The organism is Flexivirga meconopsidis, assembly GCF_026162425.1.
GTDB classification, from domain to species: domain Bacteria; phylum Actinomycetota; class Actinomycetes; order Actinomycetales; family Dermatophilaceae; genus Flexivirga; species Flexivirga meconopsidis.
In genome coordinates, this window is sequence record NZ_JAOBQJ010000003.1 from 358,649 (window position 1) to 377,529 (window position 18,881).

The 18,881-nt window shown below is 68.7% G+C and carries 18 protein-coding genes; 17 read left to right on the plus strand and 1 reads right to left on the minus strand.

All coding sequences use genetic code 11. The annotated features are described in order from the left end of the window. Window positions 1-26: 26 nt before the first annotated feature. From N2M23_RS11465 to N2M23_RS11475, 3 genes are all read left to right on the plus strand, one after another. The gene (locus tag N2M23_RS11465) at window positions 27-1,601 is read left to right on the plus strand and encodes an FAD-binding oxidoreductase (RefSeq protein ID WP_265445634.1); all 1,575 of its coding nucleotides are present in this window, start codon (window positions 27-29) and stop codon (window positions 1,599-1,601) included. Next, entirely contained in the window at window positions 1,598-2,464 is an 867-nt protein-coding gene (locus tag N2M23_RS11470) for a diacylglycerol/lipid kinase family protein (protein WP_265445636.1), read from the plus strand. Before N2M23_RS11465 ends, N2M23_RS11470 begins: the two co-directional genes overlap by 4 nt. A gap of 128 nt (window positions 2,465-2,592) precedes the next feature. Continuing rightward, window positions 2,593-2,904 (plus strand): DUF1330 domain-containing protein, encoded by a 312-nt coding sequence (locus N2M23_RS11475; RefSeq protein WP_265445638.1) that lies wholly within the window; start codon window positions 2,593-2,595, stop codon window positions 2,902-2,904. A 20-nt stretch (window positions 2,905-2,924) separates the two neighbouring features. Here N2M23_RS11475 and N2M23_RS11480 read toward each other — a convergent pair whose 3' ends face one another. Continuing rightward, window positions 2,925-4,184 (minus strand): isochorismate synthase, encoded by a 1,260-nt coding sequence (locus N2M23_RS11480; protein WP_265446166.1) that lies wholly within the window; start codon window positions 4,182-4,184, stop codon window positions 2,925-2,927. Window positions 4,185-4,277: 93 nt separating this feature from the next. Between N2M23_RS11480 and N2M23_RS11485 the strand changes: the two genes are divergently transcribed. The 14 genes from N2M23_RS11485 (at window position 4,278) to nuoK (ending at window position 18,881) form a co-directional block, all read left to right on the plus strand. Further along, entirely contained in the window at window positions 4,278-4,982 is a 705-nt protein-coding gene (locus N2M23_RS11485) for a demethylmenaquinone methyltransferase (RefSeq protein WP_265445640.1), read from the plus strand. 239 nt (window positions 4,983-5,221) lie between these two features. Beyond that, window positions 5,222-6,139, plus strand: coding sequence for a hypothetical protein (locus N2M23_RS11490; protein ID WP_265445642.1), 918 nt, complete (start codon window positions 5,222-5,224; stop codon window positions 6,137-6,139). A gap of 425 nt (window positions 6,140-6,564) precedes the next feature. Then, entirely contained in the window at window positions 6,565-7,878 is a 1,314-nt protein-coding gene (locus tag N2M23_RS11495; RefSeq protein WP_265445644.1) for a geranylgeranyl reductase family protein, read from the plus strand. A gap of 41 nt (window positions 7,879-7,919) precedes the next feature. Then, window positions 7,920-8,285 (plus strand): NADH-quinone oxidoreductase subunit A, encoded by a 366-nt coding sequence (locus tag N2M23_RS11500; RefSeq protein ID WP_265445646.1) that lies wholly within the window; start codon window positions 7,920-7,922, stop codon window positions 8,283-8,285. A 12-nt stretch (window positions 8,286-8,297) separates the two neighbouring features. Next, window positions 8,298-8,852: a NuoB/complex I 20 kDa subunit family protein gene (locus tag N2M23_RS11505; RefSeq protein WP_265445647.1), complete on the plus strand. Its 555-nt coding sequence runs from the start codon at window positions 8,298-8,300 to the stop codon at window positions 8,850-8,852. Then, complete coding sequence (locus tag N2M23_RS11510) at window positions 8,852-9,616, plus strand: NADH-quinone oxidoreductase subunit C (RefSeq protein WP_265445648.1); 765 nt, start codon at window positions 8,852-8,854, stop codon at window positions 9,614-9,616. Before N2M23_RS11505 ends, N2M23_RS11510 begins: the two co-directional genes overlap by 1 nt. Continuing rightward, window positions 9,613-10,968: an NADH-quinone oxidoreductase subunit D gene (locus N2M23_RS11515; RefSeq protein ID WP_425270224.1), complete on the plus strand. Its 1,356-nt coding sequence runs from the start codon at window positions 9,613-9,615 to the stop codon at window positions 10,966-10,968. The genes N2M23_RS11510 and N2M23_RS11515 overlap by 4 nt, the downstream gene beginning before the upstream one ends. After that, entirely contained in the window at window positions 10,965-11,888 is a 924-nt protein-coding gene (gene nuoE / locus N2M23_RS11520; RefSeq protein WP_265445649.1) for an NADH-quinone oxidoreductase subunit NuoE, read from the plus strand. Before N2M23_RS11515 ends, nuoE begins: the two co-directional genes overlap by 4 nt. Window positions 11,889-11,894: 6 nt before the next feature. Next, entirely contained in the window at window positions 11,895-13,220 is a 1,326-nt protein-coding gene (gene nuoF / locus N2M23_RS11525; protein ID WP_265445650.1) for an NADH-quinone oxidoreductase subunit NuoF, read from the plus strand. After that, window positions 13,217-15,760: an NADH-quinone oxidoreductase subunit G gene (locus tag N2M23_RS11530; RefSeq protein WP_265445651.1), complete on the plus strand. Its 2,544-nt coding sequence runs from the start codon at window positions 13,217-13,219 to the stop codon at window positions 15,758-15,760. The genes nuoF and N2M23_RS11530 overlap by 4 nt, the downstream gene beginning before the upstream one ends. After that, a complete protein-coding gene (nuoH, locus tag N2M23_RS11535; protein ID WP_265445653.1) occupies window positions 15,757-17,130 on the plus strand; it encodes an NADH-quinone oxidoreductase subunit NuoH in 1,374 nt (457 codons plus the stop codon). Before N2M23_RS11530 ends, nuoH begins: the two co-directional genes overlap by 4 nt. Then, entirely contained in the window at window positions 17,123-17,797 is a 675-nt protein-coding gene (nuoI, locus tag N2M23_RS11540; protein WP_265445654.1) for an NADH-quinone oxidoreductase subunit NuoI, read from the plus strand. Before nuoH ends, nuoI begins: the two co-directional genes overlap by 8 nt. Further along, window positions 17,794-18,585: an NADH-quinone oxidoreductase subunit J gene (locus N2M23_RS11545; RefSeq protein ID WP_265445655.1), complete on the plus strand. Its 792-nt coding sequence runs from the start codon at window positions 17,794-17,796 to the stop codon at window positions 18,583-18,585. Before nuoI ends, N2M23_RS11545 begins: the two co-directional genes overlap by 4 nt. Then, window positions 18,582-18,881, plus strand: a complete 300-nt coding sequence (gene nuoK, locus N2M23_RS11550) for an NADH-quinone oxidoreductase subunit NuoK (RefSeq protein WP_265445657.1) — start codon at window positions 18,582-18,584, stop codon at window positions 18,879-18,881. Before N2M23_RS11545 ends, nuoK begins: the two co-directional genes overlap by 4 nt.

Below are 18,881 nucleotides of genomic sequence, written 5' to 3' on the forward strand. Positions count from 1 at the left end.
TTTCGTCGATCGACTGAGGAACGCACATGCACTGGTCCCGCTGGGGAGACCCGAATCGCACCGCCACGCTGCCCGACAACGCCGGCGAGCTCATCGCCTTCGCCTTCGGTGACGTCACGCCGGATCCGGCCGTCGAACTCGCCGACGTGCGGCTGCCCGAGTCGCGCCTTACACCCGAGCAGCGGCAGGCGTATGCCGCAGCGGTCACGCCCGCGCAGGTCGCGATCGACGACACCGCCCGCATCGAACACACCCGCGGCAAGTCCACCCCGGACCTGCTCGCCGCACGGTCCGGCGACTTCTCCGCGGCTCCCGACGCGGTGCTGCGACCGGCGAGCCACGACGAGGTCGTCGAGGTGCTGCGGATCAGCGCCCGGGAGCGCATCGCCGTCGTGCCGTTCGGCGGCGGAACCTCCGTCGTGGGCGGGCTTGCCCCGGATGGTTCGGCATACGACGCAGTGGTGGCACTCGACCTGCGGAGGCTGGACCAGCTGGTCGAGCTGGACGAGACCTCTTTGACCGCAACCCTCCAGGCCGGCATGCTCGGCCCACAGGTCGAGGAGACGCTGGGCGCGAAGGGTTACACCCTCGGCCACTTCCCGCAGTCCTTCGAATATGCCAGCGTCGGCGGCTTCGCGGCGACCCGGTCGAGCGGCCAATCGTCCTCGGGATACGGCCGATTCGACGCGATGGTGGTTGCCCTCACGGTTGCCACCCCGGCCGGCACCTGGCGCCTCGGTCGGGCACCGGCGAGTGCGGCCGGTCCGGACCTGCGTCAGCTGGTGCTGGGGTCCGAGGGTGCCTTCGGAGTGATCACCGACGTCACCGTCGTCGTGCGGCCGAGGCCGCAGGCGAAGGCGTACGAGACTTGGCGCTTCGAGTCGTTCGCGAGCGGTGCCACTGCAATGCGCACGCTGGTGCAGGACCGGATCAACCCGACGGTGCTCCGGCTGTCCGACGAGACCGAGACCGCGATCAACCTCAGTGACCCCAGTGCGATCGGGCTGAACGCCGATGGCGGCTGTCAGATGGTGTGCGGCTTCGAAGGCACCGAGCAGCGGGTTGCCCGGATGCGCGGCGAGGTCGGCGAGGTGCTTTCCGGGCTCGGCGGCACGCTCGTCGGGCAGGAAGGTGGCGACGCATGGGCGGACGGACGCTTCGACGCGCCGTACCTGCGGGACGCTCTGCTGGACGAGGGCGTCATGGTCGAGACCCTGGAGACCGCGACCACCTGGACCAACCTGCCGCGGCTGTATGACGCGGTGAAGTCCGCCATCGACGCGGCCGCGAAGGAGCAGGGCGCCGATCCCATTGTGCTGTGCCACATTTCGCATGTTTACCCCTCCGGCGCGTCCCTCTACTTCACCGTCGCGGTGCGCGAGACCGACGACCCGGTCGCGCAGTGGGCACCGGTCAAGCGGGCCGCCGGCGATGCGATCTCGCGGCACGGCGGCACCATCACCCACCACCATGCGGTCGGCCGGGATCACAAGCCCTGGCTGACCGACGAGATCGGTGAGACCGGCGTGGCGGTGCTGCGCGCGGTGAAGGAAACGCTGGATCCTGAGGGCATCCTCAACCCAGGAGTCCTGATCCCATGAATGCCTTTCATGTGCTTGCCAATCCGCTGTCCGGCGGCGGCAAGGCGGTTCACCTCGCGCGCCAGGTCGCGGCCGACCTCGGTGATGCGGGCGCGACTGTCCGCATCACCTTCTCGCCTGGCATCGAGGCCGCCGACAGCCTGGTGCGGGACACCAAGGCGGCCGGCGAGGTCTGCGTGACCGTGGGTGGTGACGGTTTCCTCGGCTCGCTCGCCGCGTCGCTGATCGAGCACGACGTCACCTTCGGGATCGTTCCCAGCGGACGGGGCAACGACTTCGCCCGGCAGCTCGGCATACCGGTAAACACCCACGACGCAACGCGATTGGCGATCGCGGGCTCCCCAACGCGCGTGGATGCGATCCGGCTCGGTGATCGGGTCGTGGTCGGCAGCGTCTACGCCGGCATCGACTCGTTGGTCTCGCACCTGGTCAACACCGCCCCGCGGAGACTGCCCGCGACGCTGCAGTATCAGGTCTCGTCGCTGCGTGGACTCTTCAAGTTCCCGCCACGGCACTACCGGGTGACGGTCGACGACGAGGTGTTCGCATACCGGGGTTTCACTGCGATTGCTGCCAATTCGGGCTACTACGGCAAGGGCATGCACATCGCCCCCGACGCCGACGTGCACGACGGACTGCTCGACGTGATCATGGTCGGCGCCGGCAACCGGTTGAAGTTCGTCACCGCGATGCCGCAGCTCTACCGCGGCACCCACCTGAAGAACCCCGAGGTCACCGTCGCGCGCGGCAAGGTCGTCCGGATCGAGGCCGACGACGTCGAGGCGTACGGCGACGGCGAGCCGATCCAGCAGCTGCCCGCCACCGTCGAAGTACTGCCCGGCGCGCTCAGCGTGCTGTTGTAATGATGGTCGAGTAGGGCGAGCCCAACATGATGGTCGAGTAGGGCGAGCTCAACATGACGGTCGAGTAGGGCGAGCCCCCAGGGGCGAGCCCGTATCGAGACCACACCGGACGAAAAGGACTGGTACTGATGGCGGCACGGGGTTACTGGATCGCGCGCGTGCAGGTGAACGACGAGGATGCCTACGCGCAGTACGTCGCCGGGGCGACCCCGGCATATGCCGCGTATGGCGGCAAGCTGCTGGTGCGTGGCGGGCCGTTCGAGGCGGTGGAGGGCGACTCACGCGCGCGCAACATCGTGATCGAATTCCCGTCCTACCAGGCGGCGCTCGACTGCTACAACTCTGCGGCATACCAGGCGGCGCGAGAATACCGAGTGAAGGCAGCGGACGCCGACATCATCGTCATCGAGGGTTACGACGGACCGCAGCCGAGCGTCTGAGCGGCGGTGGCCGCCAGGTCTCAGTCGTCGGCGAGTGCCTGTCGCATGGGCACGAGCTTTGCTTCCGACTCGGTGAGTTCGGCGTCGGGCTGAGAGCCGGCGACGATGCCGCAGCCAGCGAAAAGTCTGATCTGTGAAGGCTTTTCGAGGTGTCCGCAGCGCAGCGCGATGCCCCACTCGCCGTCGCCGGACGCATCCAGCCAGCCGACCGGTCCGGCATAGCGGCCTCGGTCCATCTGCTCGAGCTCGGCGATCAGGTCTCGCGCGGCGAGGGTCGGCGTGCCGCACACGGCAGCCGACGGGTGCAGCGAGGCCGCGAGGGTGAGCGACGAAACGTCTTCTCGCAACACGCCGGCCACGTCGGTGGCCAGGTGCATCACGTTGGGCAGGTGCAACACGAACGGCGACTCCGGCACGTTCATCGACGAGCAATGTGGGGAGAGCGCGTCGGCTACGGACCGCACCGCGTACTCGTGCTCCTCGAGGTCTTTGCTCGACCGGGCGAGCGAAGCGGCCAGCGTCAGGTCACGTTCGTCGTCCCCGGTGCGACGGATGGTGCCGGCCAGGATGCGTGAGGTGACCAGGCCCTTCTCGCGGCGCAGCAACATCTCCGGGGTCGCGCCGATCAGGCCGTCGACGCTGTAGGTCCAGGTGTTGGCGTATGCCGACGTGAGTCGCGCGAGCAGGTGGCGCGGGTCGATCGGGCCGTCCGCGGTGACGACGACGTCGCGCGCCATCACCACCTTGTCGAGCGCGCCGGACTGGATGCGTCGCACCGCTGCTCCAACGGCACGCGCCCACTCATCGCCGGTGAGCGCCCCGTCGCGAGAGCCGGAAATCACTGGCGGCAAAGGCTTTTCGGCTGACCGTATGACGGGAGCACCGCTCAGCTCGGGTGCCGCGCTGATGCTGGTCACCCAGGCGACGCCGTTGCGTCGGCCGACCACCGTCGCCGGCACGTGCAGCACGCCCCCTGCGTCGGAGGCCGCCGAGAAGGCGAACGAACCCACGGCGACCAGACCGGAGCCGGGCAGGTCGACCTCGGATCGGACGACGGCCGACCCGACGACGTCGCTCCACCACTGCTCGGCCTCGGCGAAGCGGGCGGTGCCCCCGGTGTGGATGCCCGCCGCGACACCCCAACCGACGAAGCCGTCACCGTCGCGCAGCCAGCTGACGGGGGAGTCTGCGTCCGCGGGAATGACCGACACCAGGTCACCCGGGTCGGCGATGCGGGTCGAGCGCACCACCAGGGCCGGGTGCGAGGTAGGCAGGGGCATGGTCACGAGCGGTCACCTTACGCCGGTGTCATCGCGAACACGGTGAGCGCCGTCCCGTGCACGCGCGCATCGTCATACGACAAGATGAAGCGCATGAACCGTGCCAGCCTCGACAAGCAGCCCGCCGATGTCGCCCGGATGTTCGACGACGTCGCCGAGCGATACGACGTCACCAACGACGTGCTGTCGATGGGTCAGGACCGGCGTTGGCGCAAGCAGGTGGTCGAGGCCATCGCGCCGAAACCGGGTGACCTGATCCTCGACATCGCCGCCGGCACCGGCACCAGCAGCGAGCCGTTCGACGCGATGGGTGCGCACGTGGTGCCGGCCGACTTCTCGCTCGGGATGCTCCGCAAGGGCAAGCGGCGTCGCCCCGACCTGGCGTTCACTGCGGCCGACGCGACTCAATTGCCTTTCGACGACGGCGTTTTCGACACCGTGACGATGTCCTTCGGGCTGCGCAACGTGCAGGCCACCGACGAGGCGCTGCGGGAGTTCCGCCGGGTCACCAAGCCGGGCGGCACGCTGGTCATCTGCGAGTTCTCGACGCCGACCAACGCCGCGTTCCGCAAGGTCTACAGCGAGTATCTGATGTCCGCCCTGCCCAAGATCGCCCGCCGAGTCGGGTCCAATGCCGAGTCCTACGTCTACCTCGCCGAGTCGATCCAGGCCTGGCCGGATCAGGCCGGTATGGCGACGCGGCTGCAGGACGCCGGCTGGGGCAAGGTCGAGTGGCGCAACCTCACCGGCGGGATCGTCGCGCTGCACCGGGCGACCAAGCCGCGCACGCTCGGCTGACTGCTGCTGCGTTGGGCGTGCATAACTCGAAACGGTTGCGGGTTGTGCGCGTCCCGCGGCGTTGGGGCGTGCATAACTCGAAACGGTTGCGGCATACGCGCGTCGTGCGGCGTTGGGGCGTGCATAACTCGAAACGGTTTCAGGTTGTGCGCGGCGCGAAGGCTGCGGTTGCGGTGCACGCGCTCTGCGCCTGTGGATAACGAAAGCGGCGTTCGGCACAACCCTGCGACGGTTGCGGAATGTCCGCAATCCCATCGCCGGCGGTGCGCAAGCTCGGTGTGATCTTCACGACCGCGCAAGCGCTGCGGGCCGGCATCAGTCGTCGCCAGTTGGCCGGAGCCGGCTACCGTCAACTCATCCGCGGCAGCTATTGGAAGGTCGGTTCGGCTCCGTCGCTCGTGCAGCAGGTGCGCTACTTGCTCGGTGCGTTGCCCGCCGCGCGTTTCGCGTCACACCACACCGCCGCCACCCTGTGGGGTGCAGTAGCGCCAATGACGTCCGACATTCACCTCGGCACTCGAAAGCGCAGGCAGTCGCCGCACCGCGGGGTGCGGTTGCACTTTTTCACCCATCCTCCGGAAGTGTTGACTGTCAACGGAATTGCGCTGACCAGCCCCCGACAGACGTTCCTTGATCTTGCCGCTCACCTTGAGCTCGTGGACCTGCTGGTCCTTGGCGACTCCCTCGTGCGCCGCGCGCGGATGGTGCCGGCCGAGCTCGCCGAGTTCTTGGCCGACAAGCACACTGCGGGTGCGGGCAAGGCTCGCGAGGTCGCGGCACTGGTGCGCTGCACGGTCGATTCGGCCAACGAGTCTCGTCTCCGGTTGCTGATGGTGAGTGCCGGCCTTCCGGAGCCGGTGGTCAATCACGTCGTCCGCATCGGCGGTCGGCGCCGCAAGCTCGACATGAGTTATCCGAAGCTGATGCTCGCGTTCGAGTTCGACGGCCGCCACCACATCGAGCGCGAGCGGCAGTGGGAAGCCGACATCCTCCGGCGCGAGGAGGTCGAGGCCATCGGCTGGCGCTTCATCATCATCACCTCCACCGCGATGTATGCCGAGCCGCTCGCCGTCCTGAAGCGCATCGTCGATGCCGTCCAGCTCGCGTCCGGCGTACGTTTGCGCATCAGCGACGGCTGGCGGCGCCATTTCGGCTGAGCGCTGGGCGGGGCTGGGGGCGTGCGTGAGTCGAAACGGTTGCGCCTTGTGCGCGCTGGCGGTCCTGGGGGCGTGCATAACTCGAAACGGTTGCGGGTTGTGCGCGCTGACGGTGGCTGGGGGCGTGCATAACTCGAAACGGTTGCGCCTTGTGCGCGCTGGCGACGCTGGGGGCGTGCATAACTCGAAACGGTTGCGCCTTGTGCGCGTTGGCGGTCCAGGGGGCGTGCATAACTCGAAACGGTTGCGCCTTGTGCGCGTTGGCGGTCCAGGGGGCGCGCATAAGTCGAAACGGTTGCGCCTTGTGCGCGCGGCACACCCCGCCCAGACGCGCAGTTAGGCTCGCCTAAGTAGGTCCGGATCGGCGGCTGGGAATACAGTGCATGGGTTAGTGAACGTCTTCACAAGGTAGAAAGATTCACCCCGTGAGCCTCCCCGGCGTTACCCCTGCCCCGGACGAGAGCGCCGACGTCATCGTCGTCGGCGCCGGCCCCGGTGGATCCGCAACCGCCGCCTACCTCGCGATGGCCGGCCTCGACGTGCTGTTGCTGGAGAAGACGCACTTCCCCCGCGAGAAGGTGTGCGGCGACGGCCTCACCCCGCGCGCGGTGCGCGAGCTGATCACCCTCGGCATCCCGACGCCGGAGGACGACGGCTGGATCAAGAACAAGGGCCTGCGCATCATCGGCGGCGGCATGCGGCTGCAGCTGGACTGGCCCGACGTGGCGAGCTTCCCGCCATACGGCCTGGTGCGCACCCGGCAGGACTTCGACGACATCCTCGCCAAGCACGCGGTCAAGCACGGCGCGCGGCTGCGCGAGGGCGTCAACGTGGGCGGTGCGATCCGCGACGACAAGACCGGCGCGATCGTCGGTGTCGAGGCCAAGGAGATGGGGCAGAACGACCGCCCGACCGGCCGCAAGCTGACCTTCCGTGCGCCGCTGGTGGTCGCCGCCGACGGCAACTCCTCGCGCCTGTCGCTGGCGATGGGCCGGGACAAGCGCGACGACCGCCCGATGGGTGTCGCGGTCCGTGCCTACTACACAAGCCCGCGCACCGACGACGACTACCTCGAGTCGTGGCTGGAGTTGTGGAGCAAGGACAAGCAGGGCAAGAAGGTGCTGCTGCCCGGCTACGGCTGGATCTTCGGCGTCGGTGACGGCACCAGCAACCTGGGCCTGGGAATCCTCAACACTTCCAGTGCTTTCGGCAAGACCGACTACAAGGACGTCATGCGTCAGTGGGTCGCGACCATGCCGGAGGAGTGGACCTTCAACGACGAGACCATCACCGGCCCGATCCGCGGTGCGGCGCTGCCGATGGGCTTCAACCGCCAGCCGCACTACGCCGACGGCCTGCTGCTCGTCGGTGACGCCGGCGGCATGGTCAACCCGTTCAACGGCGAAGGCATCGCCTACGCGATGGAGTCCGGCCGCCTGGCCGCCGAGGTCATCGCGCAGGCGTTCGGCCGCACCGACGACGCCGGTCGCGAGCGGGTGCTGCAGTCCTACCCGACGGTGATGAAGGACGCCCTGGGCGGCTACTTCACCGTCGGCCGGTTGTTCGCGCAGCTGATCGGTCACCCTGAAGTCATGAAGTTCGCGGTGCGCTACGGGTTGCCGCGTAAGACGATGATGCGGATGCTGCTGAAGGTGATGGCCAACCTCGGCGACGAGCACGGCGGCAAACTCGACGACCGGGTGATGTCCGTGCTGAGCCGGATCGTGCCGGCGGCATGAGCAACACCGTGAGCAAAGACGCTCGGAAGGAGTCATAGGCGATGGACTATTCCTACGCACCGCTGCTGTTCTTCGCAGGCATCGGCGCGGCGTTCGCCATCTTCTCGGTGGTGGGCGCCGGATCCCTCGCGGGACCCAAGCGCTACAACCGGGCCAAGGTCGACGCCTACGAGTGCGGCATCCAGCCCAGCCCGCAGCCCGAGGGCGGCGGCCGCGTGCCGATCAAGTACTACCTGACGGCGATGCTGTTCATCATCTTCGACATCGAGTCGGTGTTCCTCTACCCGTTCGCGGTGTCCTTCGACCGTCTCGGCCTGTTCGCGCTGATCGAGATGGTGATCTTCGTGCTGACCGTCTTCGTCGCCTACGCATTCGTATGGCGCCGCGGCGGCCTCGAGTGGGATTGAGGTAACCGGTAAATGGGTATCGAGGAGAAACTCCCCGCAGGCTTCCTGCTGACCACCGTCGAGCAGGTCGCCGGCTACATGCGCAAGAGCTCGGTCTGGCCCGCGACCTTCGGTCTGGCCTGCTGCGCCATCGAGATGATGGCCGTCGGCACCCCCGACTACGACATCGCGCGCTTCGGCATGGAGCGCTTCAGCGCCACCCCGCGCCAGGCCGACCTGATGATCGTCGCCGGCCGGGTCAGCCAGAAGATGGCCCCCGTCGTCCGTCAGGTCTACGACCAGATGCCCGAGCCCAAGTGGGTCATCTCGATGGGTGTCTGCGCCAGCTCCGGCGGCATGTTCAACAACTACGCGATCGTGCAGGGCGTCGACCACGTCATACCGGTCGACATCTACCTGCCCGGCTGTCCGCCCCGCCCGGAGATGCTGCTCAACGCGATCCTCGAGCTGCACAAGCAGATCCAGGGCGGCAAGCTCGGCGTCAACCGGGTCGAGGCGGCCCGCGCGGCCGAAGAGGCCGCGATGGCCGCAACTCCGACGCACCAGATGAAGGGGTTGTTGGCCTGATGAGCGACGACAGCAACCAGCCCGACCAGCCCACAGCGGAGGCGACCACCACCGACGCCGTCGGCGCCGGCGAACTCGCCCGCCAGGCCGAGCCGGGCGCACCGGTGCGCGTCGCCGAGCGCCGCGGCATGTTCGGCTCCTCGCTCGGCAACGACACCAGCGGGTATGGCGGGCTCGACCGCACCGTCTACTTCCCGGGTGCGGCCGCTCGTCCCTACGGCGGCTACTTCGACCAGGTCGCCGACTCGCTCGAGAGCGCGCTGCAGACCCGCGGAGGCGACTACGCCAAGGCCGTGCAGTACGTCACGGTCGATCGCGGTGAGCTGACCTTCTTCGTCGCCCGCGAGCACCTGCCGGCGGTCGCCCAGGCGTTGCGCGACGAGCCGTCGCTGCGCTTCGAGACCTGCATGGGCGTCTCCGGCGTGCACTACCCGGAGGAGACCGGCCGCGAGCTTCACGCGGTCTACCACTTCCACTCGATCACCAACGGCAGCAGGCGAATTCGCGTCGAGGTCGCCGTGCCCGAAAACGACGCGCACATTCCGACGATCGTCCCGACATACCCCGGTGCCGACTGGCACGAGCGGGAGACGTGGGACATGTTCGGGATCGAGTTCGACGGCCACCCGTCGTTGACCCGCATCCTCATGCCGGACGACTGGCCCGGCCACCCGCAGCGCAAGGACTACCCGCTCGGCGGCATCCCGGTGGAGTACAAGGGCGCCACCGTGCCCCCCGCGGACGACCGGAGGTCTTACAAGTGACCGACACCACCCAGGCCCAGTCCGACCCGTATGGCGCAACCACCCACGACGTCGACGAGGACACCCCGGTGCTCAACGCCGTCGGCGGCGACTGGGACGAACTCGTCGACGAGGCGACCGCGCTCCACGAGGAGCGGATCGTGGTCAACATGGGCCCGCAGCACCCGTCGACCCACGGCGTGCTCCGGCTGATCCTCGAACTCGACGGTGAGACGGTCACCGAGGCCCGCGCGGGCATCGGCTACCTGCACACCGGCATCGAGAAGAACATGGAGTTCCGCACCTGGACCCAGGGCGTGACCTTCTGCACCCGCATGGACTACGTCATGCCGATCTTCAACGAGGCGTCCTACTGCCTCGCGGTCGAGAAGGCGCTCGGCATTACCGACCAGATCCCGGAGCGGGCGCAGACCATCCGGGTGCTGATGATGGAGTTCAACCGGATCACCTCCCACCTGGTGGCCCTCGCGACCGGCGGCATGGAGATGGGCGCGACCACGGTCATGACCATCGGCTTCCGCGAGCGCGAGCGCATCCTGTCGATTTTCGAGATGATCACCGGCCTGCGGATGAACAACGCCTACATCCGCCCCGGCGGCGTGGCGACCGACATCCCGGCCGGCACCATCGACAAGATCCGCGAGACAATTCCGTTGGTGCGCAAGGGGATTCACGAGCTCGAAGCGCTGCTCAACGAGAACCCCATCCTCAAGGGCCGCACCGTCGACGTCGGCTACCTCGACCTTTCCGGCTGTATGGCGCTGGGCATCACCGGACCGATGCTGCGCGCGGCCGGGCTCCCGCACGACCTGCGCAAGGCCGAGCCCTACTGCGGCTACGAGACCTACGACTTCGACATCCCGACCCGCGACACCTGCGACGCCTACGGCCGACTGCGGGTGCGCATCGACGAGATGCACGAGTCGCTGAAGATCGTCGAGCAGGCGGTCGACCGGCTGGACGCGGGCCCGGGCCCGGTGATGGTCGCGGACAAGAAGATCGCCTGGCCGGCGCAGCTGGCCGTCGGCTCCGATGGTCAGGGCAACAGCCTCGACCACATCCGCGAGATCATGGGCGAGTCGATGGAGTCGCTCATCCACCACTTCAAGCTGGTCACCGAGGGCTTCCGGGTCCCGCCGGGCCAGGCCTACGCCGCGGTGGAAAGCCCCAAGGGCGAGATGGGCTGCCACGTCGTCTCCGACGGCGGCACCCGCCCCTACCGGGTGCACTTCCGCGACCCGTCCTTCAACAACCTGCAGGCCGTGGCCGCGACCGCCGAGGGCGGCTCGGTCGCCGACGTGATCGTCGCCGTGGCCAGCATCGACCCCGTGATGGGAGGCGTCGACAGATGACGGACACCAATTATCACCGCACCGACGCGCTCACCGACGCCGACGTGCGCGGCGCGATGGAGCCGACCGGCCCGGAGGACCACGTCGAGCGCGACCTCGACCCGGCGTTCCACGAGCTGACCCCGCTGCAGCCGAGCAGCGAGCCCTACACCGAGCAGCAGCTCGCGCAGCTCAACGCCGACTCCGACGCGATCATCGCCCGCTACCCGGTGAAGCGCTCGGCGCTGCTGCCGATGCTGCACCTGGTGCAGAGCATCGACGGCTACGTCACCGGCCGCGGCGTCACCTTCTGCGCCGAGAAGCTCGACCTCACCGACGCCGACGTGGCCGGGGTGGCGACCTTCTACACCCAGTACAAGCGTCACCCCAACGGCGAATACACCGTCGGTGTCTGCACCAACACGCTCTGCGCGATCATGGGCGGCGACCTGATCTTCGACGCGGTCTCGGAGCACCTGGGCATCGGGCACGACGAGACCACCGAGGACGGCAAGGTCACCCTCGAGCGCGTCGAGTGCAACGCCGCCTGCGACTACGCCCCGGTGGTCATGGCCAACTGGGAGTTCGTCGACAACCAGACGCCGGAGTCGGCGATCCGGCTGGTCGACGACCTGCGCGCCGGCAAGGAGGTCAAGCCGACCCGTGGCCCGAACCGGGTCTGCACCTTCAAGCAGGTGTCCCGCACGCTTGCCGGTTTCCCCGACGGGCTTGCCGACGAGGGCGTCGGTGCGGGCGGCCCGAGCCTGGAAGGGCTGAAGCTGGCCAAGGAGAAGGGCTGGCACGCCCCCGGTTCGGCCGGCGAGGTCAGCGAGCAGGACCAGGCGCAAGCATCCGGCGCGGGCGCGAATCCGCAGCCGGGAGAAGAGTTTTCCAGCGCTGACAGCGACGGCTCCGTGCCGCCCGCGAAGGAAGCCGAGTAACCCGACATGGCAACGACTCTCACCCCGATCCTCACCAAGTTCTGGGACGCGCCGCAGTCCTGGACGATCGATACCTACGTCGACAACGAGGGCTACCAGGCGCTTGACAAGGCGCTCGCGATGAAGCCCGAGGACCTGGTCGCGATGACCAAGGACTCCGGACTGCGCGGCCGTGGCGGCGCCGGCTTCCCGACCGGCATGAAGTGGTCGTTCCTGCCCCCGCCGGACGGCGGCCCCCGCTACCTGGTGGTCAACGCCGACGAGTCCGAGCCGGGCACCTGCAAGGACATCCCGCTGATGATGGCGGCGCCGCACTTCCTCATCGAGGGCGTCGCGATCACGTCATACGCCATCGGCTGCCACCACGCGTTCATCTACCTGCGCGGCGAGACCGTGCACGTCTACCGCCGGCTGCTGCGCGCGGTCGAGGAGGCGTATGCCGCGGGCCATCTCGGCAAGAACATCCACGGCAGCGGCTTCGACCTCGAGGTCACCGTGCACGCCGGCGCCGGCGCGTACATCTGCGGCGAGGAGACCGCGCTGCTCGACAGCCTTGAGGGCCGCCGCGGTCAGCCGCGCCTGAAGCCGCCGTTCCCGGCGGTCGCGGGCCTCTACGCCCGACCCACCGTGGTCAACAACGTCGAGTCGATCGCCTCTGTGCCGCCGATCGTGCTGCACGGGCAGGAGTGGTTCGGCGACATGGGCACCGAGAAGTCCAAGGGCTTCGGCATCTTCAGCCTGTCCGGGCACGTCACCCGCCCCGGCCAGTACGAAGCGCCGCTCGGCATCACGCTGCGCGAGCTGCTCGACATGGCGGGCGGCATCCGGGGCGGTCACCGGTTGAAGTTCTGGACCCCCGGCGGCTCGTCGACGCCGATCTTCACCGACCAGCACCTCGACGTGCCGCTCGACTTCGAGTCGGTCGCGGCGGCCGGGTCGATGCTCGGCACGCGCGCGCTGCAGATCTTCGACGAGACCGTCTCGGTCGTCCGGGCGGTCAGCCGCTGGATCGAGTTTTACGCCCACGAGTCGTGCGGCAAGTGCACCCCGTGCCGTGAGGGCACTTTCTGGCTGAAGCAGATCATGGTGCGCCTGGAGCACGGCAAGGGCACCCAGGAAGACATCGACAAGCTGGTCGACATCTGCGACAACATCCTGGGCCGCAGCTTCTGCGCGCTCGGTGACGGCGCGACCAGCCCGGTGACCTCCGCCGTGCAGTACTTCCGCGAAGAGTTCGAGACCGGCATGCACACCCCGTGGTGGGAGGCGTTCCCGCCGGAGCGTTCGGTGCTCTTCGATGCTTCGACCGCTAAGGAGACCGCGTCCGTATGACGACAGTCACTCAGGCTTCAGCCGGCGGCGACACCCCGCCGCCCCCGCCCGAGCAGGTCAGCCTGACCGTCGACGGCGTGCAGGTGAGCGTGCCCAAGGGCACCCTGGTGATCCGCGCTGCCGAAGAAGTCGGCGTGCAGATCCCGCGGTTCTGTGACCACCCGCTGCTCGACCCGATCGGCGCCTGCCGCCAGTGCCTGGTCGACATCGCCACGCCCGGCCCGGACGGTTCGATGCGACCGATGCCCAAGCCGCAGGCGTCGTGCACCATCGAGGCCACCGAGGGCATGCAGGTGCAGACCCAGGCCACCTCGAAGGTCGCCGACAAGGCGCAGCAGGGCGTCATGGAGCTGCTGCTGATCAACCACCCGCTGGACTGCCCGGTGTGCGACAAGGGCGGTGAGTGCCCGCTGCAGAACCAGGCGATGAGCAACGGCCGCCCGATGACCCGCTTCGACGACGTCAAGCGGACCTACCCCAAGCCGATCAACATCTCCAGCCAGGTGCTGCTGGACCGCGAACGCTGCGTCCTGTGCGCCCGCTGCACCCGCTTCTCCGAGCAGATCGCCGGCGACCCGTTCATCGCGCTGATCGAGCGCGGTGCGCTGCAGCAGGTCGGCATCTACGAGGAGCAACCCTTCAAGTCCTACTTCTCCGGCAACACCGTGCAGATCTGCCCGGTGGGTGCGCTGACCGGCGCGGCATACCGCTTCCGGTCCCGGCCGTTCGACCTGGTGTCGACGCCGTCGGTGTGCGAGCACTGCGCCAGCGGCTGCTCGCTGCGCACCGACCACCGCCGCGGTCAGGTGCTGCGCCGGATGGCGCTGGACACCCCCGAGGTCAACGAGGAGTGGAACTGCGACAAGGGTCGCTGGGCGTTCAAGTACGCCACCGTCGACCGGCTCGAGACGCCGCTGGTGCGCGGTGCGGACGGCACCCTGCAGGTCGCCGGCTGGCCCGAGGCACTCGCCGCGGCCGCCGCCGGCCTCGCCGCCGCCAAGGCGCGCGGCGGTGTCGGGGTGCTCACCGGTGGCCGGATCAGCGTCGAAGACGCCTACGCCTACAGCAAATTCACCCGTCTGGTGCTCGGCACCAACGACATCGACTTCCGGGCCCGGCCGCAGTCGGCCGAGGAGGCCGACTTCCTGGCGCACCACGTGGTCGCGACCGGCCCCGGCGACGGCAACGGCGAGACGGACGCGGTGACCTTCGGTGACCTGGAGAAGGCACCGTCGGTGCTGCTCGTCGGCATCGAGCCCGAGGAGGAGTCGCCGATCATCTTCCTGCGGCTGCGCAAGGGCTTCCGCAAGAACAAGACCAAGGTGCTTGCGGTCGCACCGTTCGTGACCCGCGGGCTGGCCAAGGTCGGCGGCACTCTGCTCGCGGCGGCCCCCGGCACCGAGGCCGAGGTGCTCGACGCGATCGCTCTCGGCAGCGGCGATCTGGCCGAGGCCGGGCAGGCGCTCGGCTCGGACAGCATCATCGTGGTCGGCGAGCGGATGGCGACCGTCCCCGGCGCGCTGTCGTCGGTGCTCGCCCTGGCCCAGGCCAAGGGTGCCCGCGTGGTGTGGGTGCCGCGGCGCGCCGGTGAGCGCGGCGCGCTCGAGACCGGCGCGATCGGCAACCTGCTGCCCGGTGGCCGCCCGGTCACCGACGCCACCGCCCGGGCCCAGGTCGGCACCGTCTGGGGCGAGGCCGACCTGCCTGCGCAGCCGGGTCGCGGCACCGACGCGATCCTGGCCGCCGCCGCGGCCGGGGAGCTCGACGGTCTGCTGGTCGGCGGCGTGGACATCCACGACCTGCTCGACCAGCCCGCGGCGATCAAGGCGCTGGAGCAGACCTTCGTGGTCTCGCTCGAGCAGCGCAAGGGCACCGTCCCGGCATACGCCGATGTGGTGCTGCCGGTCGCGGCGCAGCAGGAGAAGTCCGGGTCCTACGTCAACTTCGAGGGACGCGTGCGGCCCTTCGAGCGGGCGATCGAGAGCACCGACATCTCCGACTTCCGGGCGCTCGACCTGCTCGCCGGCGAGATGGGGGAGTTCCTCGGCACCCGCACCGTCGACGAGATCCGCGGCCAGATGGGCGAACTCGGTCCCTGGACCGGTGCGCGTCCGGCCCGGCCGCGGGTGAAGCCGACCGGCGTGCCGCGCCCGCTGATCGGCGAGGCCGTCCTCGCGACCTGGAGCCACCTGCTCGACAAGGGTGTGCTGCAGGACGGCGAGCCGTTCCTCGCCGGCACCGCCCACCCGTCGGTGGCCCGGGTCTCGGCCGCGACCGCGCAGGCCGCGGGCGTCGCCGACGACGACCTGCTGCAGGTGTCGACCAAAGCCGGCACGCTCACCCTGCCGGTGGTCGTCACCGAGATGCCGGACCACGTGGTGTGGGTGCCGACCAATTCGACGGGCAGCGCGGTGCGTGCCACCCTCGGAGCCGACGCCGGCACGGTTGTCGCCATCGCCAAGGCTCCGGGTGAGGTCACGAACCCGCAGCAGGCTGCCGCCATACAGCAGGACAACGACATTCAGGAGGGTGTGCAGTGAACGTCGTCGCAGCCGCCGGGCCGGCGCTCGCCGCCGCCACCGACAACCCGGCCGCCGACTTCAGCGACACCCCGTGGTGGCTGTCGCTGATCAAGGCGTTGTTCCTCTTCGTCTTCCTGCTGCTCAACACGCTCATCGTGATCTGGTTCGAGCGGCGCGTGATCGGCCGGATGCAGCAGCGGCCCGGCCCCAACCGGACCGGTCCCTTCGGTCTGCTGCAGACGCTGGCCGACGGTGTGAAGCTGGCGCTCAAGGAAGACCTGATCCCGCGTCGCGCCGACCGGCTGATGTTCATCCTGGCGCCGATCATCGCCGGCGCGATGGCGTTCGTGTCGTTCGCGATCATCCCGCTGTCCGGCAACGTCTGGATGTTCGGCCACTACACGCCGCTGCAGCTGACTGACACCCCGGTCGCCACGCTGCTCGTGCTCGCGGTCGCCGGTGTCGGCGTCTACGGCATCGTGCTGGCCGGATGGGCGTCCGGCTCGACCTACCCGCTGCTCGGTGGCCTGCGCTCCAGCGCGCAGGTGATCTCCTACGAGATCGCGATGGGCCTGGCCCTCGTCGCGGTGTTTCTGTATGCCGGGTCGATGTCGACCAGCCAGATCGTGCTGGCCCAGAAGAGCCTCTGGTACTGCATCCCGGCGTTCTTCTCGTTCGGTGTCTACATCATCACGATGGTCGGCGAGACCAACCGTCTGCCGTTCGACCTCGCCGAGGGTGAGGGCGAGCTCACCGGTGGTTTCCACACCGAATACTCCTCGCTGAAGTTCGCGATGTTCTTCCTCGGCGAGTACGTCAACATGTTCACCGTCTCCGCGCTGGCCACCACGCTGTTCCTCGGCGGCTGGCAGGCGCCTCCCGGCATCGCGGCCATCGGCGGCGGCATGTTCAACGGCGGCTGGTGGGGCCTGCTCTGGTTCGTCATCAAGCTGTGGGCGTTCATGTTCTTCTTCGTCTGGCTGCGCGGCTCGCTGCCGCGTGTGCGCTACGACCAGTTCATGCGCCTCGGCTGGAAGGTGCTCATCCCGAGCACCCTGCTCTGGGTGGTCGCCGTCGCGTTCCTGCGCGCTGCCAACAACGGCTTCCTCGGGGACACGATGATCTTCGGCGGCCGGATGCACCGGTCGACGCTGTTCGTGATCGTGGTCATCGTCCTGCTGGTGCTGGCCGCCGCCTGGATCTACGACTACAAGGCCGCGGCCAAGGAGAAGATCGACCGGTCGCCGCCCACCGAGGTCGACCCGTTCGCCGGCGGCCACCCGGTGCCGCCGCTGCCGGGACAGACGCTGCGCGAGCCTGCGCCGGCGCTGACCCCGGCCGCCCCGCACCCCGACGCGACATCCGACAAGGAGGACAGTCGTGGCTGACAAATCACGCCCGGGCAAGCACGAAGCGCCCGAGTCCGAACAGAAGGGCTTCCTCGCCGACCTGTTCGCGCCCGTCGCGGGCTTCGGCGTCACCTTCGGCACCATGTTCCGCAAGGTGGAGACCGAGGAGTATCCCGAGCAGAAGCGACCCACCCAGTTGCGCTTCCACGGCCGCCATCAGCTCAACCGGCACCCGGACGGCCTGGAGAAGTGCGTCGGCTGCGAGCTGTGCGCCTGGGCCTGCCCGGCCGACGCGATCCTGGTCGAGGGCGCCGGCAACGATGACGCCACCGGCCAGCGGTTCTCCCCCGGGGAGCGCTACGGCCGCGTCTACCAGATCAACTACCTGCGGTGCATCTTCTGCGGCCTCTGCATCGAGGCGTGCCCGACGCGCGCGCTCACGATGACCAACGAGTACGAACTGGCCGACGACAACCGCGCCGGCCTGATCTTCACCAAGGACCAGCTGCTCGCCCCGCTGCAGTCCGGCATGCTGCCCGCGCCGCACCCGATGGTCGCCGGCATGGAGGAGCGCGACTACTACCAGGGCAAGGTCACCGGCGCGACCGACGCGCAGCGGGAATGGGTCGACGAGCACCGCGGTGACGACACCGAGGCGTCGGACCAGGCCGCGCAGGCCGGTGCAGCGGAAGGACGGACGGCATGAAGCTCGGTGGAGCCGAGGCCACACTCTTCTTCTTCGCCGCACCGCTCGCGGTGATCGGCGCCCTCACCCTGCTGTTCGCCCGCAAGGCGGTCCACGCGGCCATGGGTATGGCGCTGACGATGGTCCTGCTGGGCGTGTTCTACATCGCCGAGCAGGCGGAGTTCCTGGGCATCATCCAGATCTTCGTCTACTCCGGCGCGGTGATGATGCTCTTCCTCTTCGTGATCATGCTGGTCGGCGTCGACTCGTCCGACTCGCTCGTGGAGACGATCAAGGGCCAGCGGGTCGCCGGCCTGCTGCTGTCCCTCGCGGTCATGGTCAGCCTGCTGGTCAGCGTTGCGAAGGTCGGCTTCGGCGCGGCCGTCGGCCTGGCCGGTCCCAACTCCAACCCGGGCAACGTGTCCGGCATCGCCAACCTGATCTTCGGCCCGTACGTGTGGGCGTTCGAGGTCACCTCGGCGCTGCTGATCACGGCCGCGCTCGGTGCGATGCTGCTCGCCCACCGCGAGCGGCTGCTGCCGAAGGCATCGCAGGCCGAGTGGTCGCGTTCGCGGATCCGCGAGGGTGTCAACGTCGCCGGTCTGCCGGCACCGGGTGTCTTCGCCCGGCACAACGCGGTCGACACCCCGGCGCTCCTGCCCGACGGCAGCACCAGCGAGCTGTCGGTGTCGCGGGTGCTCAAGGCCCGCGGTCAGGTCGAGAAGCCGACCACGTATGCCGAGGTGGCCGCCGAGATCGAGAGCGAGTCGGGGGACATGTCCAAGAAGGAAGTGGGTGACCAGCGGTGACGCTCACGTCATACATCTATCTGTCGGTGATCCTCTTCTCGATCGGCGCCGCCGTCGTGCTGTTGCGCCGCAACGCGATCATCGTCTTCATGGGCGTGGAGCTGATGCTCAACGCCGCCAACCTGGCGTTCGTCACCTTCGCCCGCATGCAGGGCAAGCTCGACGGCCAGGTCATCGCACTGTTCGTGATGGTGGTGGCCGCCGCAGAGGTCGTGGTCGGCCTGGCGATCATCATGGCAATCTTCCGGGCGCGCAGGTCGGTGTCGGTGGACGACGCCAACCTGCTGAAGCTCTAA